The 26,169-nt window shown below is 33.2% G+C and carries 19 protein-coding genes; 13 read left to right on the forward strand and 6 right to left on the reverse strand.

What is annotated here, in order from left to right:
• Positions 1–173: 173 nt before the first annotated feature.
• A complete protein-coding gene (locus QMO11_RS05710; RefSeq protein ID WP_282036431.1) occupies positions 174–1,721 on the reverse strand; it encodes a DUF4301 family protein in 1,548 nt (515 codons plus the stop codon).
• A gap of 149 nt (positions 1,722–1,870) precedes the next feature.
• Here QMO11_RS05710 and mnmL point away from each other — a divergent pair, with 149 nt between their 5' ends.
• The gene (gene mnmL / locus QMO11_RS05715; RefSeq protein ID WP_282036432.1) at positions 1,871–2,821 is read left to right on the forward strand and encodes a tRNA modification radical SAM protein MnmL/YtqA; all 951 of its coding nucleotides are present in this window, start codon (positions 1,871–1,873) and stop codon (positions 2,819–2,821) included.
• Positions 2,822–2,825: 4 nt separating this feature from the next.
• On the opposite strand, the gene QMO11_RS05720 is transcribed toward mnmL, so the two are convergent.
• Positions 2,826–3,569, reverse strand: coding sequence for a DUF4197 domain-containing protein (locus QMO11_RS05720; protein WP_075602521.1), 744 nt, complete (start codon positions 3,567–3,569; stop codon positions 2,826–2,828).
• Positions 3,570–3,572: 3 nt separating this feature from the next.
• Positions 3,573–5,504 carry a YgiQ family radical SAM protein gene (locus QMO11_RS05725; RefSeq protein ID WP_282036433.1) on the reverse strand — a complete coding sequence of 644 codons (1,932 nt, stop codon included), beginning with the start codon at positions 5,502–5,504 and terminating at the stop codon, positions 3,573–3,575.
• Between the two features lie 277 nt (positions 5,505–5,781).
• On the opposite strand from QMO11_RS05725, the gene QMO11_RS05730 reads away from it, so the two are divergent.
• The 6 genes from QMO11_RS05730 (at position 5,782) to QMO11_RS05755 (ending at position 15,220) form a co-directional block, all read left to right on the forward strand.
• Positions 5,782–7,008 (forward strand): MlaD family protein, encoded by a 1,227-nt coding sequence (locus QMO11_RS05730; RefSeq protein WP_282036434.1) that lies wholly within the window; start codon positions 5,782–5,784, stop codon positions 7,006–7,008.
• Between the two features lie 305 nt (positions 7,009–7,313).
• Positions 7,314–8,747, forward strand: a complete 1,434-nt coding sequence (dnaA, locus tag QMO11_RS05735; RefSeq protein ID WP_282036435.1) for a chromosomal replication initiator protein DnaA — start codon at positions 7,314–7,316, stop codon at positions 8,745–8,747.
• Between the two features lie 162 nt (positions 8,748–8,909).
• The gene (locus QMO11_RS05740; RefSeq protein WP_282036436.1) at positions 8,910–11,240 is read left to right on the forward strand and encodes a LysM peptidoglycan-binding domain-containing protein; all 2,331 of its coding nucleotides are present in this window, start codon (positions 8,910–8,912) and stop codon (positions 11,238–11,240) included.
• Between the two features lie 18 nt (positions 11,241–11,258).
• Positions 11,259–13,214, forward strand: a complete 1,956-nt coding sequence (locus tag QMO11_RS05745) for an ABC-F family ATP-binding cassette domain-containing protein (RefSeq protein WP_282036437.1) — start codon at positions 11,259–11,261, stop codon at positions 13,212–13,214.
• A 24-nt stretch (positions 13,215–13,238) separates the two neighbouring features.
• On the forward strand, positions 13,239–14,015 hold the full coding sequence (gene rlmB / locus QMO11_RS05750; protein WP_282036438.1) for a 23S rRNA (guanosine(2251)-2'-O)-methyltransferase RlmB: 777 nt from the start codon (positions 13,239–13,241) through the stop codon (positions 14,013–14,015).
• A gap of 131 nt (positions 14,016–14,146) precedes the next feature.
• Positions 14,147–15,220: a uroporphyrinogen decarboxylase family protein gene (locus QMO11_RS05755; protein ID WP_282036439.1), complete on the forward strand. Its 1,074-nt coding sequence runs from the start codon at positions 14,147–14,149 to the stop codon at positions 15,218–15,220.
• Between the two features lie 31 nt (positions 15,221–15,251).
• Here QMO11_RS05755 and QMO11_RS05760 read toward each other — a convergent pair whose 3' ends face one another.
• Complete coding sequence (locus QMO11_RS05760; RefSeq protein ID WP_282036440.1) at positions 15,252–15,950, reverse strand: 16S rRNA (uracil(1498)-N(3))-methyltransferase; 699 nt, start codon at positions 15,948–15,950, stop codon at positions 15,252–15,254.
• A gap of 32 nt (positions 15,951–15,982) precedes the next feature.
• The gene (locus QMO11_RS05765; protein ID WP_282036441.1) at positions 15,983–18,229 is read right to left on the reverse strand and encodes a sensor histidine kinase; all 2,247 of its coding nucleotides are present in this window, start codon (positions 18,227–18,229) and stop codon (positions 15,983–15,985) included.
• Between the two features lie 177 nt (positions 18,230–18,406).
• Between QMO11_RS05765 and QMO11_RS05770 the strand changes: the two genes are divergently transcribed.
• From QMO11_RS05770 to QMO11_RS05785, 4 genes are all read left to right on the forward strand, one after another.
• Positions 18,407–18,955 (forward strand): RNA polymerase sigma factor, encoded by a 549-nt coding sequence (locus QMO11_RS05770; protein ID WP_282036442.1) that lies wholly within the window; start codon positions 18,407–18,409, stop codon positions 18,953–18,955.
• Between the two features lie 76 nt (positions 18,956–19,031).
• Positions 19,032–19,361, forward strand: a complete 330-nt coding sequence (locus QMO11_RS05775; RefSeq protein ID WP_282036443.1) for a hypothetical protein — start codon at positions 19,032–19,034, stop codon at positions 19,359–19,361.
• Between the two features lies 1 nt (position 19,362).
• Entirely contained in the window at positions 19,363–19,908 is a 546-nt protein-coding gene (locus QMO11_RS05780) for a Spy/CpxP family protein refolding chaperone (protein WP_282036444.1), read from the forward strand.
• 139 nt (positions 19,909–20,047) lie between these two features.
• A complete protein-coding gene (locus QMO11_RS05785; protein WP_282036445.1) occupies positions 20,048–20,548 on the forward strand; it encodes a Spy/CpxP family protein refolding chaperone in 501 nt (166 codons plus the stop codon).
• 78 nt (positions 20,549–20,626) lie between these two features.
• Here the strand turns inward: QMO11_RS05785 and QMO11_RS05790 are convergent, their stop codons facing one another.
• Positions 20,627–22,972 carry an arylsulfatase gene (locus tag QMO11_RS05790; RefSeq protein ID WP_282036446.1) on the reverse strand — a complete coding sequence of 782 codons (2,346 nt, stop codon included), beginning with the start codon at positions 22,970–22,972 and terminating at the stop codon, positions 20,627–20,629.
• A 556-nt stretch (positions 22,973–23,528) separates the two neighbouring features.
• Here QMO11_RS05790 and QMO11_RS05795 point away from each other — a divergent pair.
• Both QMO11_RS05795 and QMO11_RS05800 read left to right on the forward strand, forming a co-directional pair.
• Positions 23,529–25,154, forward strand: coding sequence for an ArnT family glycosyltransferase (locus tag QMO11_RS05795; RefSeq protein ID WP_282036447.1), 1,626 nt, complete (start codon positions 23,529–23,531; stop codon positions 25,152–25,154).
• A 23-nt stretch (positions 25,155–25,177) separates the two neighbouring features.
• Positions 25,178–26,119, forward strand: a complete 942-nt coding sequence (locus QMO11_RS05800) for a glycosyltransferase family 2 protein (RefSeq protein WP_282036448.1) — start codon at positions 25,178–25,180, stop codon at positions 26,117–26,119.
• Positions 26,120–26,169: the final 50 nt, after the last annotated feature.

Raw genomic sequence — 26,169 nt, forward strand, 5'->3', positions numbered from 1 at the left:
TAAACAATATCTTATTGTTAACAAAGGTTAAGCAAATAATACCCTAGGCGTTAGTGTAATAGGGCTTTTCTTTAAAATGAATTCGAAAAAGTGAATTACACCTACTAAATAAAATAAGCCAATTATTTTTTCTTTAATTGGCTTATTCTATTTTAGTTTTTTATGGTAATTACTTAATGTTGTTCAGAATATTCTGGTTGATGCTCAGGACGAAGTAAATCGTTTATTGTTTTAACCGGATTAAAAGTACTGATTGGCACTTCTACAAATAGGGTTATCCAATCCGACATAGCTCCATTCCATAAGCCAGGAAGCTCAAGCGCTTTTAAATCTTTCCCGTTAAGAGATTTTGCAGAAATAAATCCTGTTTTAGGGTCTACAAATTCTAGCAAATCATATTTTTCTCCTTTGTGATTGTTAACTCCACAGATTAAATCCACTGGATTAAAATGTGTACTCTTGCTTACAAGCTCTTTTTTTATCGGGTCATTTAAGTCAATTTGCGAACTCTCAACAACTTGCAATGAAGTTTCTCCATGTTTACCAACTCCCCAAAATGGGCCACCTCCTGGTTCACCTTCATTTTTCACCATACCACATACTCTTATTGGTCGGTTTAACTTTTCGTTAATGAAATTTACTTTCTCTTCATTTGATGCGTTTAGTACGTCATCTGGGACAATAATTTGTAATTCAGTTTTAAGAACTTCCAAATAGCTATCTAGATCTTTGTTATCTGCACTATTTGACTCCAGATCTTTTAGTATATCAAAAACTTTTCCTTGGTAAAAGCATAGAACACCAGCTAAGGCTTCTTTATATTGTATGGTGTCTTTTAAGCGATATTCAGGACTAACATTATCAATGTTCTTTATAAAAATAATATCGGCATAAATATCATTCAGATTCTCAATTAAAGCACCGTGACCACCTGGTCTGAATACAATCTGACCATTTGGATTTCTGAAAGGCGTATTGTCTTTATTAACTGCAATTGTGTCTGTCGACGATTTTTGAGTTGAGTACGTGATTTTATACTGAACATCAAACTTTGCTTCGTATAAAGGCAACTTTTCATTAACAATTTCCTGAAAAAGTGCTTGATGATTTGGTGATACAGTAAAGTGAATTTGTACCTCATTATGATTGCTGCAGCCATATAAAGCTCCTTCTATTAAATGCTCTTCAATGGGAGTGGTTTCTCTTACATCAGATAAATGAAACTTAAGAACGCCTTTAGGATAGATTCCATATTTTAATCCATCTTCTAAAAGTAGTTTACTAACAATTAAAACTCCGTTCTCAAATACGCTTTTTTCATCACTTAAATCTACACCAGTGATTTTTTCAAGGTCTTTTGAAAAGGCAAAGCAATTAATATGTGCTAATAAAACTTGAATAGGACCCTCTTGTTCCATAAGTTTTTGCGCCTCTTCATCAGCATTTATATATGAGAACAGATCCTTAAACATTCTAGTAGCTGCTCCAGAAGCAGGTACAAATTTTGAAACTGTATAATCGTTTTCTAAAGCAGTTCTGTAATAATCGGTATAAGTAAGTTTACTTTCTTCATCAAGTTTAATAATACCATTTCCTATTGATGCTGGTTTTTCAATATTCATAAATGGAAATCCATTTTTGAAATGGTCTATTTGCGTAATAACCTTTTCTAGGCTAGTTCCTTTAGAAGATATTTGTTCTTTATCTTTTTCTGAAATCATGGTAGTCTTTTAAGTTTTGTGATTTAAATATAGCAATAGATTGTTAAAAATAGAATACTAGAACTCTATAATTAGATTTTTAAATATTCGTTATTGATTGTTTTTTTACCTTTGCGGCTTATAAATATTCAATTATATTTTGATTTAGTATGACAGAAAGTATATACTATTGGGGACATAGTAGACGGTTTAATGATTATAGTTCGTATATGCGAAGGTCTTTTGACGAGCGTGTTCAAAAAGTATCGATTGATGCAGGGTTTTCATGCCCAAATAGGGATGGGAGTAAGGGGCATGGCGGATGTACCTTTTGTAATAATTCTACATTTAATCCAGCATACTGTAGTGAAGATGATTCAATAACAAATCAGATAAACACTGGCATTGGCTTTTTCTCAAGTAAGTATAAGTCTCAACTTTATTTAGCCTACTTTCAAGCATATAGTAATACTTACGAAAGTATTGACGTTTTGAAAGAAAGATATACGGAAGCCTTATCGCATCCTAAAGTAACTGGTCTTGTTTTAGGAACTCGTCCAGATTGCATTAATGATGAACTTTTAGAATATTTATCAGATTTATCTAAAGAGTATTACGTCTCAATTGAATATGGTATTGAATCGACCAACAATACGACTCTTGAGCAAATTAATCGAGGCCATAATTATGAAATTGGGGCAGAAGCAATTTTAAAAACTAGTGCAGCAGGAATTAATGTTGGTGCTCATTTAATTTTAGGCTTACCAAATGAATCTCATGAAGAGATCCTTAATCATGCAAGAATTATATCTGAATTGCCTCTTGATTATTTAAAATTGCATCAATTACAATTGGTAAAAGGTTCTGTGATGGGGGAGCAATATTTAAATAATCCGGAAGAAATGAATTTGTTTACTGCAGACAGTTATATTGATATGGTAATAGATTTTCTTGAGCTTTTGAATCCTAAAATAGTGATGGATCGATTTATTAGTCAATCGCCAAAGGAATTTTTAATTGCTCCGAAATGGAATTTGAAAAATTTTGAGTTTGTAGCTAAGGTAGATAAACGATTAAAAGAAAGAGATACTTGGCAAGGTAAATTATACCCTGCCAAATAATCTTTTATTTAAATACTTTTTTTAGAATATCTGTAACTCTAGCAGCTGGATCTTGTCTAATTTTAGCTTCCTCTTCACTTAGTTTAAGAAAAAGACCATCAAGTGCTTTTTGAGTGAGGTATTTGTCAATCTCAGTTTCAACCGTTTTTAAATCAGCCATCTGTCCGAAAAAAGAACCTGCTATTTTATTGTAGTTTTTGGTTAATGTATCCCAAGTGTTTTTTGCAGATACACCGGCAACCAAATCCTTGCTTAAGGAAGCGTGAATTTTAGGTTGATATAACTCAAAAAGCTTTTGGTACGATTTACTTTTGAAATATTCTGTAGCGGCATTTTGTTCTCCATTTAAAATGGTCATTGCATCCGTGATGGTCATTTCCTTAATGGCATCCATAAAAATTGGCGTTGCTTCTTTGGCTGCATCTTCAGCGGCCCTGTTGATGTTTAAAATAACATCGTCAATTAGTTTTTGTCCACCAGGAACTTTTGAAGCATTATCAATAATAATATTGGCTTCAGGGGGTAACAGAATCTTTACAAGGTCATCTTTAAAATATCCGTCTGTTGCACCCAGAATATTTACAGCAGAGTCAGTACCTACCTTTAAAGCTTCTTTTAATCCGGCAGAAACATCAGCCTCTGAAAGCGGAGCATCAACAGGAAGACTTTGTGCTACTTTTTGCAATTCGGCGCAAGAGCTTATGAGTAGAGATAATAAGGCAATTGTGAATGTTTTAAATAATTTCATAAATTAAAATTTACGTTTACGTCTTGGTTTATTTGACTTTGTATTTTGAGAATCAGGCTTTTGTTTCTTCTTAAACTCCAGTTTCTTTCCAAAATGAATATCCTTTCCATTCTTAGTGAAAAGTTGATTTACTAATTCTTGTTGGTTTAACTGATTTAACAATGATTGAATACGTCGTTTAAATTCTGGTTTGTACCAAAATAGAAAAATTCTTTGATTTTGTTTGTCTTCTTTTGACTTTGCTGTATATGTTTTTTCTAAAGTGTAAGGATGATATCCAGAATAGAAAGCAACAGTTGCTACCGTCATTGGAGTTGGCGTAAAATCCTGAACCTGTTCTAATTTAAAATCTAACTGTTTTGTTTCAACTGCAAGTTGAGCCATATCTTCCATTTTACTGCCTGGATGGCTCGAAATAAAATAAGGAATAATTTGCTGTTTTAAACCGGCTTCTTTGTTGATGATATCAAAGTCTTTTTTGAATTCGTGAAATAATTTAAAGCTAGGTTTTCGCATTTGTTTAAGAACAGCATCTGAGGTATGTTCAGGAGCCACCTTTAGGCGTCCGGAAACATGGTCAGTAATCAATTCTTTCATGTACACCTTATGGCTTTCTTTCTCTTCGTTTGAAGCCATTTTGTTATAAAGCATATCATATCTAACACCACTACCAATAAACGCCTTTTTAATAGAAGGCAAGGCATTTACTTTTTTATATAGTTCGGTCATTGGTTTATGATCCGTATTAAGGTTTCCGCATATGTTCGGAAAAATACACGACGGACGGGTACAGCGCTCACAAATACGTAGTTCTTTACCTTGCATTTTATACATATTGGCACTAGGTCCGCCTAAATCAGAAAGATAGCCTTTGAAGTCAGGCATCTTTGCAATTTCTCTTATTTCCTTAAGAACAGATTCTTCAGATCTTGACGCAATAAACTTACCTTGATGTGCTGAAATTGTACAGAAACTACAACCTCCAAAACATCCTCTATGTAAATTCACTGAGAACTTAATCATTTCAAAGGCTGGTATATTTCCTTTTTTATTGTATTTGGGATGGGGCAGACGGGTATAAGGTAAATCGAACGAAGCATCTAATTCATCAGAAGATAAAGGTGGATAAGGAGGATTTATAATGATTTCTTCATCTCTAATAGGTTGGATTAATCTTGCAGCTTGCCATCGGTTCGATTCTTCTTCAACATGCCTAAAGTTCTTGGCGTACTTAATTTTGTCCTTTAAACAATCTTCATGAGAATTGAGATAGAGGTCATTCCATTTCTTATTCTTTGGTAAATTCCCTTTTTCTTGAATAAAGGAGGTTTGAGGAACTGTTTTCAAGCTTTCAAACGGAACTCCCTTACTCAATAAGTGAAGAATTTCAGCAAGTGGTTTTTCTCCCATTCCATATACTAATAAATCAGCTTTTGTGGTTTCTAGTATACTTGGCATTAACTTGTCTGACCAGTAATCATAGTGCGTTACACGTCTTAAGGATGCTTCAATGCCACCTATTAATACCGGTACATCGGGGTAAAGTTCTTTTAGTATTTTAGAGTATGTTGTTGTTGCATAGTCTGGTCTAAATCCTGCCTTACCGCCAGGGGTATAAGCATCATCAGAACGAATTCTTTTATTAGCAGTATAATGATTCACCATAGAATCCATACTACCTGATGTTACGCCAAAAAACAAATTAGGCTTGCCTAATTTCTTAAAATCTCGTAAGTCATCTCTCCAATTGGGTTGAGGAACAATAGCAACTTTGAATCCTTGCGCCTCAATAGTTCTGCCAACAACGGCAGCGCCAAAAGATGGATGATCAATATAGGCATCGCCACTAAATAAAATTACATCTATATCTTCCCAACCTCGTTCCTTTACTTCCTTAGCAGTTGTAGGAAGCCAATCTGACACTCTATATCTCACTTTTTTATTTGCAAAAATAGCTAAATAATAAGGAATTTAAGATGGATTAGTATGTTAATTGAAAATAAAGCTTCAATTAGTCTACAATATGTAAAAAGATATTAACAAATGTACACCAATCATAAGTATGAATAGATTAGTGTATTATGCTGGTATTTTAGCATAATAACTAAAGTATGTATTGTTTGTGTTAAAAACATAATATTAAGCAAATATTCACTTTAAATAAAAACATGTACTTTTGGGGTATACAACTTTATAATAAAATAAGTTTAGTATGTTGAAATTATCAAAGGAGGCGAAAGTAGGTTTAACGGTTTTAATAGGATTTGTTATCCTTATTTGGGGAATTAATTTCCTAAAGGGAAAGGGAGTCTTTTCTGGTGGTGAAAAATACTACGGACTTTATTCGCGTGTTGATGGATTAACTGAGGCAAGTCCGATATTCTATAAGGGTTTTAAAGTGGGAATTGTTAATTCAGTTGGTTTCTCAGAGAACAGGGAAGATATTATTGTTGGTATGAATCTGTATAGTGATGTCCAGTTTAATAAAAATACTATTGCTCAAATATATAGTTTAGACCTCATGGGTACAAAAGGTATTAGGCTTGTGAATGGAGATAGTAAAGAGTTATTAGTGCCAGGAGATACATTAGTAACTTCAATTGCTGGAGATTTGGCTGATAAAGTTAGCCAAGAAGTTCTTCCACTAAAAAATAAGGCTGAGAATTTAGTAGTGAAAATTGATTCTTTATTGAGTAGTGTTAATAGTTTGTTTGATGAAGCCAATAAAGCTAGTATATCGGCCGGTATTCATAGCTTTGGTGTGACTATGAAAAATGTAGAGAGTATGAGCCATACTGTAAACTCAAATCTTTCTCCAGATGGTTCTTTAGGTAGAACTATGTCTAATATTGATTCGTTAAGTTTTGTTCTGAAAAGTAATGGTGAAGCACTTTCTGGGATTATGAATAACTTGAATCAGGTTACTCAGCAAATGAAAGATGCTCATATAGATTCAATGGCTTCCAATATGAATAATGTTTTAGTTGGTGTTAACTCTATGCTCTCGGATATGAATAGTGGGGTAGGAACTGCCGGAAAGTTATTAAAAGATGAAGAGTTATACTATAATTTAAATGAAGTTGCCACAAGTTTAGATCGATTACTAAATGATGTAAGGCATCAGCCTTCGCGTTATGTAAGGTTTAGTGCAGTAAGTTTTGGAGACGGAAAAGCCACTAGTGAACAGAATGGTGATATAGTTTATAAAGTACAATTGTTAAAGGTTAAAGAACCAAGTGATATTAGAGGTGCTAATATTAATGATAATATTGTAAATGAAGATAGGCATGGGAAATATTTTATTTATACAATTGGTGCTGATGGTAATTATAAAAAAATAGAGGAATTACACACTCAAGTAAAAGATCAATATTCAAATTCTGAGATTATTGCATTAAAGGATGGAATTCCGGTTAAGGTTCCGAAAAATGCAAAATAAATTGAATGAAAACTTGAATATAAATTATAGGGTCATTTAAAAAAAAAATAAAAAAAATCAGAGCATCTCCAACTGCTTTGTAATTAGTGGATTTATGCAAACACCAATAGTTTCTCCCATGGTGTTATTGTGTTGATATTTAGTTATTTATGTTTAAATTGAGGTAAAAGCTTCAAAATTAGCAATCTAATTGACATTCGTAAAAAGCAAGAAATTGGCAATTTTTTTTTCAAGAACTTTTTCACAATTTTTGTATTACAGAAAGTCATAATAATACATAATTAATTGAGCCTGAGGAGAAAAAGATGAAGCCTAGTTACGAGATAATTTGGAGCAATTGCCTAAGTGTAATAAAAGAAAACGTACCTCAAATAAGTTTTAAAACATGGTTTGACCCTATTGTACCTATAAAAGTTGAAGAAGATATCTTAACAATTCAGGTGCCAAGTGCTTTTTTTTATGAGTACTTAGAAGAGCATTTTATTGATTTACTTAGAAGTACTATAAAAAGTCAGTTAGGACATTCTGCAAAACTTGAATATAGTGTTATAGTTGATACTCCTCATAAAAAGAATCAACAACCGTTAACTCAAAAGTTACCTTCAAATAATAAAACAGATCTACGTAATCGACCAGTTTCAGTACCAAATAATAGTGCTGAAAAACCACTAGTTCGTAATCCATTTGTGATACCGGGTATAAAGAAATTGAATGTAGATCCTCAATTAAATTCGGCATATTCATTTGATAATTACGTAGAAGGTGAGTGTAATAGGTTGGCAAGATCTGCTGGTTTGGCTGTTGCGAAAAATCCAGGTAAAACTGCATTTAATCCTTTGTTTTTATACGGTAATTCAGGACTTGGAAAAACACATTTGGCACAAGCAATAGGTATTGATGTTAAAAAGTATTTTCCAGAGAAGACTGTATTGTATTTGAATGCAAACAAATTTCAAACACAATTTACCGAGTCAGTTAGAAATAATACTGTAAATGATTTTCTTAACTTCTATCAAATGATTGATGTTTTGATTATTGATGATGTTCAGGAATTTGCAGGTAAAGAAGGAACTCAAAACACATTCTTCCATATTTTTAACCATTTACATCAGTTAAATAAGCAACTAATTTTAACTGCAGATAAACCTCCTGTTGAAATTAAGGGGATGGAAGATCGTTTACTATCTCGTTTTAAATGGGGCTTATCAGCAGATGTACATATTCCTAATTACGACACTCGTAAGGCAATTCTAAAGCAAAAGGTCTATAAGGATGGAATTAGTATTACAGATGATGTTATTGATTATTTAGCCGGAAATATTTCTAATAATGTTAGAGAGTTAGAAGGAGCGTTAATATCATTATTAGCTCAAGCCACTTTAAATAAAAAAGAAATTACCATAGATGTAGCTACTTCGATTGTTGAAAAACTGGTCAGAAAACCAACCAAAGAATTAAGTGTAGATTCTATCCAGAAAACTGTTTGTGAATATTTTGGTTTGCAAATGGATGTGCTTCAGTCAAAAACGCGTAAGCGAGAGATTGTTCAAGCAAGACAAGTGGCCATGTATTTTTCAAAAAGCTTAACAGGATCTTCTCTGTCGGCAATTGGATTGCAAATTGGTAAAAAGGATCATGCAACAGTTTTGCATGCTTGTAAAACGGTTAATAATTTAATAGAGACAAATAAAGATTTTAAGAGTCAGATGCAAGAGATTGAGGCTCAGATAAAAATGTAGCAGTTACTAAAACTGATTTTATAAAAGTTGTTGGTTTAATTATCAGCAACTTTTTTTTTGTCAGCGCAGATAAATTAGCATAATAAGTTTCGTATTGTCTTTGCTTTGATGGTACTCTTTTTATACTTTTGGGATCAATTATTCAGGAAAAGAATTAAACTAATGATATCTAGAACTATTCAACTTTTTACTATTCTGTTTTTTATTTTAATTTCTTGTGATACAGCTTATTCGCAGAATGTTGAAAAACAAAAAATAATTATTGATGGTAAAACTTACTACTTGCATGTTGTAAAAAAGGGTGAAGGCTTTTATCGCCTATCAAAGGATTATGGGGTTTCTCAAAAAGAGATTATTGATGCCAATCCAGAAATAGTTAATGGTTTAAAAGTTGGTGAAGTAATCCATATTCCATTTATAAAAGGACGTACAGATAATAGTAAAGATTCTAATGATTTTGTTTATCATACGGTAGAGCACGGACAAACTTTATATTATCTTTCTAAAAAGTATAAAGTTAGTATCGACGATATTATTATTAATAACAGAGGTGTCGATAAGGCTCTTGTGCAGGGTGCTATTCTAAAGATTCCCGTAAAAAAACAAAAAGTATTAGTTGAAGATGGCTATGCCTATCATAATGTTAAGTCAAAAGAAACTTTATATGGGATATCTAAAACCTATCACACTTCAGTGGATTCACTAATAATATTAAACCCTGCCTTGAAAAGTGGTGTTTTGTCGGTGAATAGTAGAATACGCGTACCTTTAATTAAAGATAAGGATGTAAAAACAACAAGTGTAGTTGATAAGGACTTAAAGATAGAAGATGAAGAATATATTTATCATTCTATTAAGCAAAGTGATACATTTAATGGTGTTTGCAATATCTACAATGCAGATAAAAGAAGTGTTGAGTTAAGTAATCAGGGTATTGATACTAACAACTTGCAATCAGGTTATATATTACGCATTCCTAAAAGTGCAATTAAGAAAGCAGTTCCACTCCCTTTAAATAAAAGAAGTAGTGAGTATACTATTCACAATGTACGCCGTAAGGAAACTTTATATTCTATATCAAATAAATACGGAGTTACAATTAATGAAATTAAAGAGATAAATGATAGTCAGTTAGCATCATTAAAAAAGGGGCAGAAGATCAAAATTCCTACACAGGAATACTTAAATGATCAGAAGTTGAAAAGTGAGGAAGTTAAAAAAGATATTGTTAAGCGAAAGAGAATCAACTACACAGATACTATAACTGTAGATTGCTTAGTAGAGTATAAAAATAACTTTGATGAAACATTAACCGTTGCTTTGTTATTGCCTTTTGATATAGAATCTACTAAAAAAGCTAATATTGTTACAAAGGTTGTTGATGAAGAGGAAGTAGAAGTGCCACGAGAAAAACCTATCGTTTCATCACGATCACGCACGTTTATTGAGTTTTACGAAGGTGCATTAATGGCTCTAGATTCGTTAAAAAAACAAGGTGTTAAAATTCACTTACTTACATATGATACAGCACCCGATACCAATAGGGTTAAAGAAATATTGGCTCAGCCAGAAATGCAATTAGCAGATTTAATTATAGGTCCTGCTTTTGCCAGTAATCTTCATTTGGTATCTGAATTCTCAGCCAATAACCATATTCATATGGTTTATCCACTTTCGAGTATGAATGAGGAAATTGAGCAAAATCCATTTATGTTTCAAGTGAATCCTTCTGACAGTGTATTTTTTGATCAATATTCAGATTATATTGTTAATATGAGCGATACTGCTCGTTTGGTTGTGGTTAGTTCATCTAAGCCAAGTGATGATGAGAAGAAGTTAACACATATGATTAAGCAAAAATCGTATTTGCGAGCGATGCAGCATGGGAAACAGCCTGATTTTATGCAAATCCCATTTTCAACTAAGGATATACAAGGAGTTGCAGCTTTACTTAGTTCAGATAAAAAGAATATCGTAGTGGTGCCTTCTACCAAAGAGGCTGACGTTTCTAAAATAGTTACTACGTTAAAAGGAGTTAAAGAAACTACTAAGTGCGAGGTTAAACTTATTGGGTTTAATAAATGGTTACGTTTTCAAACCATAAATCCTGAAGATATATTTGAATTAGACACTGAGGTTCTTACTACACAATCGATAAATTATGATGACGATGCAACTCAAGAATATATTAAAAAATATAGAAATTGGTATCATACAGAACCATATGCAGTAGCTCCTTATTTTGTTCGATCGGGTAGTAATTCAAATTATTCAAGATATGGAACCTGGGGCTTCGATGTAGCTTATTACTTTGTTTCTGCGCGAGCTCAATATGGTCCAAAATTTGAGTATTGCTTAGATGATATTAAAGCAGAGCAAATTCAATTTAATTTTAATTTTAAACGCAGTGAAAACTGGAGTGGCTTTTATAATTCAGGACTGACTTTAATAAAGTTTGAACCTGATTTTAATGTAAAAGTTGAAAAGCTCTAGTCAGTCCAAAAATATACAATGGTTTCAGCAAATCAAGTTAACGTCACTTTCGGAGGTTTTACTCTTTTTAGTGACGTCTCATTTCTCGTTAATCCTAAAGATAAAATAGGTTTAGCGGGTAAAAACGGTGCAGGTAAGTCTACCTTACTGAAAATATTAGCGGGTTATCAAGAACCTAGTTCAGGTATTGTAACCCGCCCTAAAGATGTTAAGTTGGGGTATCTGCCTCAGCATATGAAACATGATGACACAGGTACGGTATGGGATGAAGTTGAAAAAGCTTTTGGTGAATTAAAACAGCTCGAAACAGATATTGAGCAATTGAACAACCAATTGGCTACACGTACTGACTACGAATCGGAAGAGTATTTAGATATTATACACCAAGTTAGCGACAAAAACGAACGCCTAAGTATTCTTGGTGGTGCAAATTATGCATCTAGTATCGAGATAACTCTTAAAGGATTAGGGTTTGAGCGTGCTGACTTTACTCGCTTAACATCAGAGTTTTCTGGTGGGTGGCGAATGCGTATTCAACTTGCTAAAAAATTATTACAAAAGCCTGATGTTTTTCTTTTGGATGAGCCAACCAACCATTTAGATATTGAATCTATTCAATGGTTTGAGGATTTCTTAAAGAATTATAGTGGTGCAGTTATTTTAGTTTCTCACGATAGAGCCTTTTTAGATAACATTACAAAGCGCACCATTGAAATACAAATGGGAAAAATATACGATTATAAAGCATCGTATACTAAATATTTAGAATTAAGAGCAGAACGTCACGAGCAACAATTGGCAGCTTATCGCAATCAGCAAAAGCAAATTGAAGATACTGAAAAGTTTATAGAGCGTTTCAGATATCAAGCAACTAAGGCGGTTCAGGTACAGTCGCGTATCAAGCAACTCGAAAAAATTGATAGAATAGAGGTTGATGAATTTGATAATTCAGCATTACGTATTAAGTTTCCGCCAGCTCCTCATTCGGGTGTAATTACACTCGAAGGTAAGCATGTATCAAAAAGCTATGGCGATTTAAACGTGCTTAATGATGTTGACTTTGCGATAGAGCGGGGCGAGAAGGTTGCTTTCATAGGTCGTAATGGCGAAGGTAAAACAACGATGGCTCGGATGATAATGAATGAAATTGCCTACGAGGGTAGTTTAAAGCATGGTCATCAAGTTAAAATTGGATATTTTGCACAAAATCAGGCTGATTTATTAGATGAAAGTCAATCCATACTAGAAACTATTGATAATGTTGCGGTAGGCGAAATTAGGCTTAAAATACGCGATTTATTGGGAGCCTTCATGTTTAGTGGAGAAACCGTTGAAAAGAAAGTTTCTGTTTTATCAGGAGGAGAAAGAACACGCTTAGCAATGGTGAAGTTACTTCTTGAACCTGTTAATCTTTTGATTTTGGATGAGCCTACAAATCATCTTGATATTCGATCTAAAGAATTATTAAAGCAAGCTGTTAAAGATTTTGAAGGTACTGTGATTGTAATTTCTCACGATCGTGAATTTTTAGACGGTTTGGTAGATAAGGTTTACGAGTTCAGAAACAAAAAAATGCAAGAGCACCTTGGAGGTGTTTATGAGTTTTTGCAACGTAAAAAATTAGAATCATTAAAGGAGATGGAGGCTCAAAAGGCCAATAGCCCTAAGGTAAAAGTTATTGATGAAGATTCATCTAAGGCAACTCAGAAATTATCCTATGAAGAAAGAAAAGAGGTTAGTAGGTTAGTTAAAAAGGCTGAGCAAAATGTTAAGAAATCGGAAGCTTTAATTGCTCAATTAGAAGAAGAAGTAGAATCTCTCGACAAGCAAATGCAAGATCCATCAAAAGCGAGTGATAATGAGTTTTTAATGAAATACCAAGAGGTAAATCAAAAGCTCGAAGCAGAAATGGAACAATGGGAAGAGTATCAGCTAGAATTTGAAAAGGCTGAAAGAAAAAAGAGTTTATTATAAACGATAGTAAAGAAGTACTTATTTTTGTACTTTGATAAAGAAATTGTAATACAATTAGATATGGCAGGTAAAGGTGATTTTTTATTTGGTTTGCATTCAGTAATAGAGGCAATTCGTTCAGGTAAAGAAATTGAGAAAATCCTAATAAAAAAAGGGTTAAAGGGTGAATTGTTTGATGAGTTAATGCAAGAGCTCGAGAGTGCAGATATTGTAACACAATATGTTCCAATGGAACGATTGAATAGAGTTACAAGAAAGAACCACCAAGGGGTTGTAGCCTTTGTATCTGCAGTTACTTACCAAAACCTTGAAGATGTTTTAATAGGTATATTTGAAGATGCAAAAATACCTTTAGTATTAGTGCTAGATGGTATTACAGACATTAGAAATATGGGTGCTATTGCTCGTACAGCTGAATGTGCCGGAGTTAATATGATTATTATTCCAGAAAAAGGAGGAGCACCTATCAATGCAGATGCAGTAAAAACATCCGCTGGAGCACTTCATAATATTCCTGTTTGTAGGGTTAAAAATTTATTTAAATCTGTTGAATATCTAAAAAATTCAGGATTAAACATTGTAGCAGCAACAGAAAAGGCTGATGATGATTATACTTCCGTTGATTATACCGGACCTACAGCAATTATAATGGGAGCAGAGGATAAAGGGGTGTCTGCTCAAATATCTAAAATTTGTGATACAGATGCTAAAATTCCTATTTTAGGAACCATTAGTTCTTTAAATGTATCTGTCGCTGCAGGAGTTTTACTATACGAGGCAGTAAGGCAAAGACATAACTAAATAGTTTAGGCAGTTAGTAGCTTGTTAAGATCTTCTTTTAAGTTTGTTTTTTCTTAAAAAGAGTTTACATTTGATGAAATCGATTTTCGTCGATTTAGTACAGTGTTAATTACTGCCTAAAATAGTTCTTTATGAATCACAAGGAAAGAGTATTAAAGGCACTTCATTCGGAATTTCCGGATAGAGTACCTTTCTTTTATTGGGATACCCCAGAGTTTGGAGAAAAGATGATGAATCATCTTGGATTTAGTAATAGAGACCAACTATTAGAGTATTTAGATGTTGATTTTAGATGGGTTGAACCCAAATACATCGGAACTCAATTAATAAGCGAAGATAGAAAGCGTAAAAGAGATATTTGGGGTGTTGGATACACTCGTATTGAAGAGGGTAATAATGCATATTGGTTAGCCGATTCTCACCCTTTTGAAGGAATTACTGATCCTACTTATTTAGAAGATTATAGCTGGCCAAGTTCTGATTTATTTGATTTTTCATCTTTAGATCAGCAGTTAACAAAGTATCAGGATTACGCTATTATGACTGCGCCTGGTTATTCCTCTCCCGGATTATTCCGTATTGTAAAACGACTGATAGGAGAACAAACCTTTACGGAGGTGATGATGGATTATCCTAAGTTCTTTAAAGCGCTTTGCTTAAAAGTAGTGGAGTTTTACACTGATTTCATGCAGCATTTCTTCGAAGTTGCCGGAGATAGAGTTGATTTTATACGAATTGCAGATGATTTCGGCACAAAAGATGGTGTAACTATTAGTAGCGATCAATGGGATTTATACGTTAGGCCTGCAATTGATGCATTCACCGAGGAAGCAAAAAATAATAATGCACATTTTTATATGCATAGCTGTGGAGGCGTTCGTAAATTACTACCTCAATTTATTAGCGCTGGTGCTGAGGTTTTAGACCCAATTCAAACTACTGCTATCGGAATGTCTGCAGATGGACTTAAAAAGGATTTTGGAAAAATAATTACCTTTTGTGGAGCCATGGATGAAGAACTGTTATTAAAACAGGGAGCGCCGAATATGGTTAAAGAGGGAGTTACTAGATTATTAGATACTATGGCACCAGGAGGACGATTTATACTGGGCCCTAGTTATAAAATCACAGAGGATACACCTGTTGAGAATGTACTAGCTATGTATGAAGCAGCTCGCGCCTGGACTTACCCTGAATTGGAATAGTTGTAGGTAAATGTTTGTCACCAATATGGAATTACATATTGGTGATATTAAAAGTGGCACAAGCCATTAAGGCTGCTGTTTCTGTTCTTAATCTAGCTTCGCCTAAGCTAATTGCCCTAAAGTTACTTTTCAATGCTAACTCCACTTCGCTCACAGAAAAATCACCCTCAGGGCCTATCATTATTGTAGTGTTTTCTCCTTTAGGATATACAGTCTTAAGAATGTCTTTAGTACCCTCATTGCAATGAGCAATAAAACTATTATCCGCATTAGAATTAGTCGCAATAAAAGTTTTAAAAGGAGTAAGTTGATTTAAGATAGGTTTGTATGCTTTCAGTGATTGTTTCATTGCACTAATAATAACCTTCTCTAATCGTTCGGGTTTAATTATTTTTCTTTCAGAATGTTCACACAAAATAGGTGTAATTTGTTCTATTCCCATTTCGGTGGCTTTTTCAAGAAACCATTCTAAACGATCAATATTTTTTGTTGGAGCAACAGCGATATGCAAAGATGATTTTCTTGGTTTATCATCTTTTTTACTTAGGATAGATACTTTGCATTTTTTAGGATTATCTTCAATTATTTCGCAATTAAACCAATTTCCAATCCCATCCATTACGGAGATTTGATCTCCAACAGTGTGTCTTAATACTCTAACACAATGTTTTGAGTCAATCGGATTTAGTGTATGTGTATCTAATATATTTGGTTCGTAAAAAAGCTGCATATACAATCAATTTAATAATCAGCGCAAATATATTAAATCAAATCCTTTTTCTTCTGAGGAATTAAAATTAATGGTAATTCAACAATAAATGTAGAGCCCATATTTTCTTTAGACGCAACACTAATTTTACCATTCATTAGTTCAACAAGACTTTTGCAAATTGATAACCCTAATCCGGTTCCAGAGCTAATTTTATTAATTGATTTTCCACCTTGTCGGAAACGTTCAAATATTACTTTATGGTATTGTTTAGCAATTCCTTCGCCAGTATCAATTACATTAAATATTATTGACTCATTTCCTTTAAGGTAATACCTTAAAATTATTGAACCCTTTGTTGTGAATTTAGCAGAATTACTTATAAGATTAAGTAGTATTTGTTCCAATCTTAATGGGTCAGTATGTATATAGTAGCCTTTAAGCTTCTCATCTTTATCAATAATTAAAGATACTTCTGGATTATCTTTAAGTAACGGACGTGCAGTTATGGATATATTATCAATTAATTTTTCTACATCAAAATTAACGAAATTAATATCTAATTGACCAGATTCAATTTTCGAGATATCAACAATATCATTAATGATATTTAGTAATTTTTCAGCGCTATACTTTATTTGCCTTAGGTAAATATGCTGTTCTTTAGTTTCAAGTTCCTGCTCAGTTACGATATCAGAGAACCCGAGGATAGCATTCATCGGTGTTCTTATTTCATGACTCATATTAGCTAAGAAGGACGATTTTAAACGGTCACTTTCTTCGGCTTTTTCTTTGGCTTGCTTTAATTCATTCTCAAAATCTTTTTGTGAATTAATATCAATCAATATCCCAGTTATTCGAATTGCTTGGTTTTTAGAATCAAACTCAGTAATTTTCCCATGCACAGCATACCATCCTTGTGTTCTGTTCTTTCTATACATTCGTAACTCACAGTTGAAGAAGTCTGTTGTATTATTTAGGTGTGCATTAAATGCGCTTTCAAGTTTTTGTTTGTCCTCCTCAACAATAAATTGACGCCAATTTTTAGGTGATAGGTTAAGATCTTCAACAGAATTATAGCCAAGGAGTATTGCTAAGTTAGTGTTAATAAAAATATTTTCATTACCTATTATATAATCCCAAAGACCTTCGTTGGCACTATTTAATGCCATTTCTAATCGCTTCTCACTATCTAATAATTTGGTTTCAGCTTTTCTTCTGGCTAGCATATGATTTACCATCAATATATTGGCAACTATTAATAAAATTAAGGTTGTAAAAACGAAGACGATATAGGTTTTGTATTTGTTCCAAAATGTGGCTGGTTTATTAATGATAATACTATTTTCAGGCAATAACTTTTCATCAATTTTATACTTGAGTAGTAAACTGTTGTCAAAAGTATTGATATGATTTGTAGATAAATTAGCCTTTGCAAAAGGCTTGCCATGTATCATATTCATTAAGAGGTTAGCCGCATCATACCCTTGACTATGAGCAGAAACTAAGCAGCCGCCAACAATAAAGTCATCTAGTAAGAAATCCCAAAAACTATATATGGGTATATTGGTATTTTGAAAAATATCTTTTCCAAAATCATGTAAATTAATTGGTAAAGAATTTTTTATTGAATATAAATTAAGAAGTATAATTACTTTATTTTCTTTATTAAGGGAATCTAACTTATTACATAAATTAGAGAATTCTGTTCCATCAATATTTATGTATGGTATGTGCGCATAATTATTCGTTAGCCCATCAGTAACCTGTTGGTGAAAAATTTTTCCGGATAAGGTTTCGTCAGAAATAATAACAAGCGTATCTGTTTGTGGGTGAAATTTAAAAATCAAATCCAGATTTTCTTTTACATTAATATCTTCTCTTACTCCCTTATATCTATTTCTATCATATTCGATATCATCAATATTATTAACTCCACAGAATGTAACAGGAACAGGATCTTTCCAAATAGAATCACCATAAGTAAGAAAAAACTCAAAGGCATGATTATCGGCACATATAATTCCATCTATGTTGCTGTCGCGATATTTGTATTTATAGATGTCTTTAAGAGAATTAAAATAAGTTTGGTCGTAAAATCTTTTAGAGTCTAGGTATTCTACAAATATCCGATATCCTGAGCAGGCTCCAAATCCGTCAATAACACCCTCTGTAAGCATATCTGTCCAATTATAACCTACATGATACGAATTAAGTAATAGTACATCATGTATTTCGTCGTCTATAGCACATAGATTACTGTAGATAAATAAAAATAATATCACAAAAGGTGATTTCATAAATGCATATGGAATTTAGATTACCTAAATTTACAAAAAAAAGATTCTTTGAGTACTTAAATGTTATTGTTTTAAAATTACTTTGATGAATGTGAAGGATATTTTAGTTTATGGCGTCTAAGTATTTATAAAGAACAAAACTGAATGACTACAAGCAATGAAATAGAGCAAATACAGATGGCTTCAAATGGCAATATTCAAGCATTTGAACATATCGTTAACTCTTATAAGGAGAAGGTTGTTAATATTTGCTATTCATATTGTAATAATCAACATGATGCTGAAGATATTGCACAAGAAGTTTTTATTGAGTTATTTAAATCGTTGAAAAATTTTAACAATAAGTCAACTTTTTCAACTTGGATTTATAGAATTGCTTCCAATAAAAGTTTAGATTTTTTGCGAGCACAAGGACGCGCAAAAAGAGGAGCAGGCTTGGTTAGTTTTTTAGGAGATGATAATTATCTTACCGCATTCAAAAGTTCAGAATCAACCGCATCGGATGAGATTATAAATGAACAAAGAAAAGAATTTTTGTATGCTGGTTTGAGTAAATTAGCCAATAGGCAAAAAGAGGCATTTGTTCTAACGCAGGTTGAAGGCTTACCACAGAAAGAAGTTGCTGAAATTATGGAAACCACAGTAAAGAGTATTGAAGTGTTAGTGGTAAGGGCTCGTAAAAAATTAAAGACCGTTCTTGAAAAGCAAATAAAGAATTATTTGTAAAAAGTGAAGGGTTTTAATAAACATGACGTCTAATAGAATAGTAGTAAAGCTGTTAATCTTATTAAAGATTGGTATAATGGAAAAAAGAAATATAAATATTGAAGTTGAGAAGATACTGAATAGTACTACTAGAAAAGAACCGGTTTCACCATCTCCCTTTTTTACAAATAGGGTATTGCATGAGATCGAACAACAAGGAAATAAATCTTCCTTTAGAATAAATTGGGGTTATGTATTGAAGCCTGGTATTGCGGCTCTAGTTGCATTAAACTTAGCCAACTACTTCTTGACTAACGATATTGGTGTAACAGAAGTTGCGGCGTCAGATTCTGAAGTACTATATACTGAATACAGTTATAATTCAGTTGCTATGACTTATTACGAAGAATACTTGAAAACGGAATAATATGAATCAGAAACATTATATAATTATAATTCTACTATTAGTAGTTCTAAACGTTTTTTCCTGGCGTATGTGGTGGGAAAGACCAACGGTTGAAAAAAACATTAAGCAACGAGTAGAACATTTAAGAGGTAAAGATAATGCTGAAGAGAAAGGCTTGCGTTTTCTAATTAGTAAGTTAGATTTAACTGCAGAACAAGAGCAACAATTTAAGGCTTTACGATATAGCCATTTTAAGCAGATGAAGAATAAAGATGAACATCTCGATAAGCTTAAGAAGAATTTGATGCAAGCCTTAGCTGATGATAATGAAATAAAGCAAAAGGAAATAATTGAAGAGATGGCTCAGATAAAGGGTTCGATAGAAACCGAAATGATAGATCACTTCATTAGTATGCGCAGAATCTGTACTTCAGAGCAGCAAGTAAATTTTGATTTACTATTTGGAAAAATGCTTTTTCATAAAGATAAAGGGTTTAATCGTGGAGGACCTAATGGAAAAGAGGGCAGAGGAAGAGAGCGAAAAGTGTCAAACCAGGATCAAGAGTAGTTGATACGGAATTAAAATCCATTTAAATATATTTTAATTAAGGTAATTGCTTGACTTGTATAAGCAAATCGGGAAAGATGCATCCAATTACATAATTAAAAGTTGTAACATATTAAGTAAATTATTAAAAATTAATATTATGAAATCATTAAAAGTTTTAGCATTAGTAGCCATTGTAAGCGTATTTGGAATAAATAATATTTTGGCTCAAAAGGGTAGCTGTAATAAAGGAGAACGTCAGGGGCAAATGAAAGGTAAATTCTTTGCAGAGTTAACTGATACTCAAAAAGAAGAGATTAAGGCATTGCATGTAAAATTTACTAAAGAAAATATGCCTATTAAGGATGAGATTACAGTTCTTGAAGCTCAACTGAATAAAGCTTCTAAAGGTGATGAAGTAAACACTAAGGAAGTGAATAAGTTAATCGATCAGATCTCTGAGCTTAAGGCAGACATGATGAAAAAGCGTTTTGCCAATAAGCAAGAAGTTAGAAATCTTCTTACCGATGAGCAAAAAGTGATGTTTGATGCACATTCTAGTAAAATGAAAGGTGGCAAAAAGGGAAAAGGTAAGCCTGGTCAAGGGCAAAGAGGTCCTCGTGCAGACAGAGGTGGTGAGCACCCAGGTAAATTATCATAAGTTATAGAAGTAAGCAAAAATGGCAAGCTACAGTTGAAAATTAATTTCAACAAGCTTGCCATTTACTATATTTAAAACTTATTTAATTTCAACAATAACCTTTTCTATTTTACCATTGAATTTAGTTTCTTCTGGGCCGTAACCAATACCTAATGCAACAGGCGTTTGATTATCTAAACCAACATCAGCTGTTTCATCAGCAGAAAACATGTTAGGTTGAGTTCTTTCTATTCGAGCATCACCAACTTCCTTACCGGCAATATGCAAAATGCCTTTACCACCTTTACCTAGTCCATCTCCATCGTATATAAAATCAAATTTTACAGTTGATTCACCAACGGGTAGTTTATCTTTTGATGATATAACAAAGCGCTCTAAACCAAGGAAGTTATAAGTAAATTCAGGTTTACCATCAATCATATAAAGCGCCCATCCTCCAAAACGTCCACCCTGTGTTAAAATTACACCTTGTGAATTTTGGTTAGAGACAACAATATCAGCTGTTATAGTGAACGATTTATTTTTAACATTAATAAAAGTATTTTCCATCATTCCTTCCATACCTTCATAAAGAGTTAGTGATGTACGCCCTCCCATAATATCAGGGCGTCCTGCAATTGCGGGGTTTGTACGCTCTACAACTCTATCATCGATCGGAAGAACATGATATTTTTCTGCTTCAGCCATAAATAGACTCTTCATTTCTTCAAGTTTCTCTGGGTATTTTGATGCAAGATTTCTTGTTAAACTAAAATCTTCTCTCACATTATATAAATCCCAAACATCTTCTTCGAGAGGAGCAAAGTCTTTCATTTCCCAAGGTGCACGATGAATAGTACGCGCGAACCAACCATTTAGATATAATGCCCTATTTCCAAACATCTCAAAATATTGAATTGTATGGCGTTCTGCCGCTTTAGCATCATTAAATGTATATGCCATACTAGTACCTTCAATAGGGGTTTGAGGTACACCATTTACAACCTTAGGTTCAGGTAATCCTGCTATTTCAAGTACTGTAGGTGCTATGTCAATAGCGTGAGAAAACTGTGTTCTGATTCCATTATTTTCTTTAATTCCATCTGGATAATGAATAATTAAACCATTTCTAGTACCGCCAAAATCAGAAGCAACTTGTTTAGTCCATGTAAATGGCGCATCAAGAGCCACAGCCCATCCTGCTGCCATATGTGGGAAAGTATTCTTTAATCCCCAATCATCCATTAATGGAATTAAGTCCTCAACTTTTTCTTCAACAAAGTTAAAGTAAGTCATTTCATTATACATACCCACCATGCCACCTTCGGCACTTGTACCATTATCACCTGCAACAAAAATAAATAATGTATTATCTAATTCTCCAATTGCATCTATAGCATCCATTAGTCTACCTACTTCATAATCGGTCATTTCCATAAATCCTGCAAATACCTCTGCTTGACGGGCAAATAATTTACGCTCATCATCAGTTAATTTTGCCCAGTCTTTAATGTCCTCTGGTTTAGGTGCCAATTTTGTATTTTTAGGTATAATACCCATTTCCTTCTGTTTTGCTACAGTATTTTCTCTAATGGCATCCCATCCTTTATCAAATTTACCTTTGTATTTGTCGCTCCACTCTTTAGAAACATGGTGGGGAGCATGTACAGCACCAGTTGCAAAGTATACAAAGAAAGGTTTATCTGGAGTCATTGACTGTTGGGCTTGAACCCAATTAATTGCCTGGTTAGTCATATCGGTTGTAAAGTGGTAATTTTCCATTTTAGGAGGATTTACCTTCTTTACACCATCATAAATAAGTGGTGCCCACTGGTCTGTTTCTCCACCAATAAACCCATAAAATTTATCAAAGCCTTGATGTGTTGGCCAACGGTCAAATGGGCCAGAAACACTAGTTTCCCAAGCAGCTGTTTCGTGCCATTTACCAAATGCACTAGTACTATACCCGTTTAAACGTAACATCTCGGCTAAAGGTGCAACACTACCAGGCAAAGATCCTGTATTGCCTGGATATGCTGTAGCAGTTTCCATAATTGAACCAGTGTTACATGTGTGGTGGTTGCGCCCCGTTTTCAATGCCATTCTGGTAGGAGAACATAAGGCAGTAGTATGGAAGTTATTATAACGTAAGCCATTTTTGGCTAACTTATCCATAGTAGGTGTTTGTATTGGTCCTCCAAAAGCAGAAGTTGCGCCTAAACCAAGGTCATCTATTAGGATAACTACAACGTTGGGTGCATCCTTAGGTGCCTTTACAAAGAAAGGTTCTGGAGGTGTTGCTCTGCGTGCATCTAATTCAGAATACGTTTGAGGTTCTGGGGGAACAATCGGAAGTATTTCACGATTCATAAAATCTTGAGCTGATAGACTTGCGTAGCCCAATAAGAACATGGCAAGAATCATTTTGAATTGTTTGTTTTTCATTTTTTGGTAGATTAATTAAACTATTATTTAATTGTGGCAATAACTATTTCACAGTCAAGGTAATATATCTATTGTTTAATATCAACATTAGAAATGCAGTTAATGTTTAGCATAAACGGTTTTTGCATCAAGTTTTCTCATCAGGATAATTGTGATAGGGCCTAATACTTGTGTTATTCTTCTGTCTTTTTCACGAATAGATTAGTCATTACTGTGTGTAATTAATCGTGCATGTTTAATGAGCGTCTAATTGTATCCCAATATTAGCTTACGACATTGTTGAATTAGGAAGTCAAACGGAGCTGAAAATTATTGCCAAATGCTTTTAATATTTAACTGCTAGAAAAGCTACTTTAGCCATAAATAACTACATTTGGGAAAAATTTATTTAGATGAAATATTTTGTTTGAATTTGATTGTCAATCTTTGCACTTTATTAATAAAAAAAACTATCCAACGATTATGATTTTTTAGCTTAGCTATTGTATTATTCAGATAGTTTCCAATACTAAATAAAACCATTTCTTTCAATTAAAATATAAGCAGTATAAAGTTTATGAATTCCAAGAATACCCTTTTTGCAGTATTTACATCAATAGTTATTATTTACATTATCGGATTATTCCCAGAAGTGGGTATCGATTCAGCAAAGTATGCAGGCGTAAGCCGATATATAATTGATAGTGGAGATTGGCTACATATGCATATTTATGGAAAACCATATCTGCAAAAGCCACCATTTATGTTTTGGTTAAATGCTATATCATTCCAAATATTTGGGATGTCAATGTTTGCGTTTAAACTGCCTACTTTACTATTTACATTTGCAAGTATCTTTGCATTGTTCAAGTTTACAAAACTCTATTACAGTAAGAATACAGGAATAATTGCTGCAGTAATGTATGCGTCATCGCAAATGCTATTTTTATACCATAACGATTTGCATACAGATGCTTTAATGACTGCAAATGTAGTTATAGGTGTTTCGTTTATAGCATATTATTTAAGTACGAAACAATTATGGCAATTTATACTAGGCTTTGTATTTATTGGATTTGCAGTAAGTACAAAAGGACCAATTGGTTTAGCTGTTGCGGCATTTGCTGTAGGAGGTCATCTGTTAATCTCTAAAAATTGGAAACAAATATTTTCTCCAATTTGGCTTTTGGCAATACCTATTTTGTCACTTGTATTGTTTCCGACCTTAAAAGGTCTTTATGATCAGTTCGGGTGGGAGGGAATCAAGTTCTTCTTTTGGACCAATAATGCCGGAAGAATTGCAGGTTCACATGGTATGAATAAAGATTATGCTTTTTATTTACATACTTTAATCTATATTTATCTACCGTGGTCGGCATACGCCTTCATTACATTTTACAATCACATTAGGTCTATAGTCAAAAATAAAAAGGCCATGTTTAATCGTAATGAATTCTATACCTATAGTGCTTTGTTAATTTTTGGTTCGATACTTTCGGTTTCTGGACAAAAAGCGCCACATTATTTGTATCCTGTAATTCCATTTTTAACCGTTATTGTAGCAGATTTTATTAATACAAGCATTGTAAAAAACGCAAGTGGAATTCTCAAAGCATTTTCAATAGGAAGGTATATAATGCTTGGCTTAAGTTTAATTGTTGTTCTTTTAGCAGTAACATTTGTTTTTGGCACAAGTAATCTATTGATATGGCTAGTTTTACTTATAGGTATTGTAGTTATAGTTTATGTATTAGTTAAGAGTGATGATGTTTTAACAAAATTGATTATTCCTTTAGTGATTTCTTCACTGATGCTTAATTTTGTATTAAACTATCACTTTATGCCAAAGGCATTTTCGTATCATGGAGCCATAAGAGCTTGTAATATGTATGACGAGTTAGCCAACGATGATGAATTGCTATTAACCTATAAATACAAGCAATTTGAAACGTTCTTTTATGCAAAAAAAGTTTCAGAAAGAGCGATGGATATAGATAACCTTGAGAAATATAAACGCAAATCTAATTTTTGGATAATTACTAACCAAGAAGGAAAATCAGAAGTTGATAGCGTTTATCAAGATAGAATAAGCAGAACAGAAATATTTAAGCATAAAAAAATCTCACAGATGGATGGTAAGTTTCTTAATCCACGAACGCGAGAGAATAGTTTAAAAAATATTTACCTTATAAAGGTTGAATAATTAGATTTAAGAAGTATTTGAGAATGAAGATTTCTATTATAATACCCGTTTTAAACGAGGAACAGAATGTTGCTCCATTGGCTCAACAAGTATACGATGCTTTAAAAAACTCAGAATATAATTTTGAGACGGTAATTGTTGATGATGGTTCAACTGACAATACTGCAGAAGAAGTATTGAAAATAAAGGGTAAAAATGTAGTTTTAATTGAGCTGCGAAAGAATTATGGCCAAAGTGCTGCTTTAAAAGCGGGAATTGATTATGCTACCGGAGATTATATTGCAACACTTGATGGAGACCTACAGAACGACCCTGCAGATATTCTTCGAATGATGGATGTAATTAAAGAAAAGAGATGTGATGTTGTAACGGGTATCCGACAAAAGAGACAAGATGGTATGATTTTGCGTAAAGTGCCATCTAAAATTGCCAATAAAATTGTACGTAAGGTATCTAAAACCAACATCATTGATAATGGCTGTGCAATAAAAGTATTCAAGGCTGATATAGCGAAGGAAATTAAGTTGTATGGAGAAATGCATCGTTTTATTGCAATATCTGCTATAAACGAAGGTGCGAAGGTTGAGCAGATCCCCGTGAATCATAGGGCAAGGTTAGCTGGCGAATCAAAGTATGGCTTAGGCAGAACATTTAAAGTAATTAGTGACTTAATATTAATGCGTTTTGCAAGTAAATATGCCTCGCGACCAATGCATTTATTAGGTTCTATAGGTGTAAAAGCTGTTTTTATAGGTATAGTAATATTAATGTATCTATTGGTATTAAAGATAATGGGTGACGATATATGGGGGCGTCCGATTATTTTTGTTGGAATTATATTTTTATTTGGAGGTTTTCAGATTATAACTACAGGAATTACAATGGACTTATTAATGAGAACGCATTATGAATCTCAGGATAAGAAAGTTTATAAAATACGGAATACTGAGCTGGCAGATAAATAAGTTTAGGAAATAAAATAGGGAGAGGCATAATTTCGAAAGAGATTGTGCCT

Source organism: Saccharicrinis aurantiacus, from assembly GCF_947489045.1.
GTDB lineage: Bacteria > Bacteroidota > Bacteroidia > Bacteroidales > Marinilabiliaceae > Saccharicrinis > Saccharicrinis aurantiacus.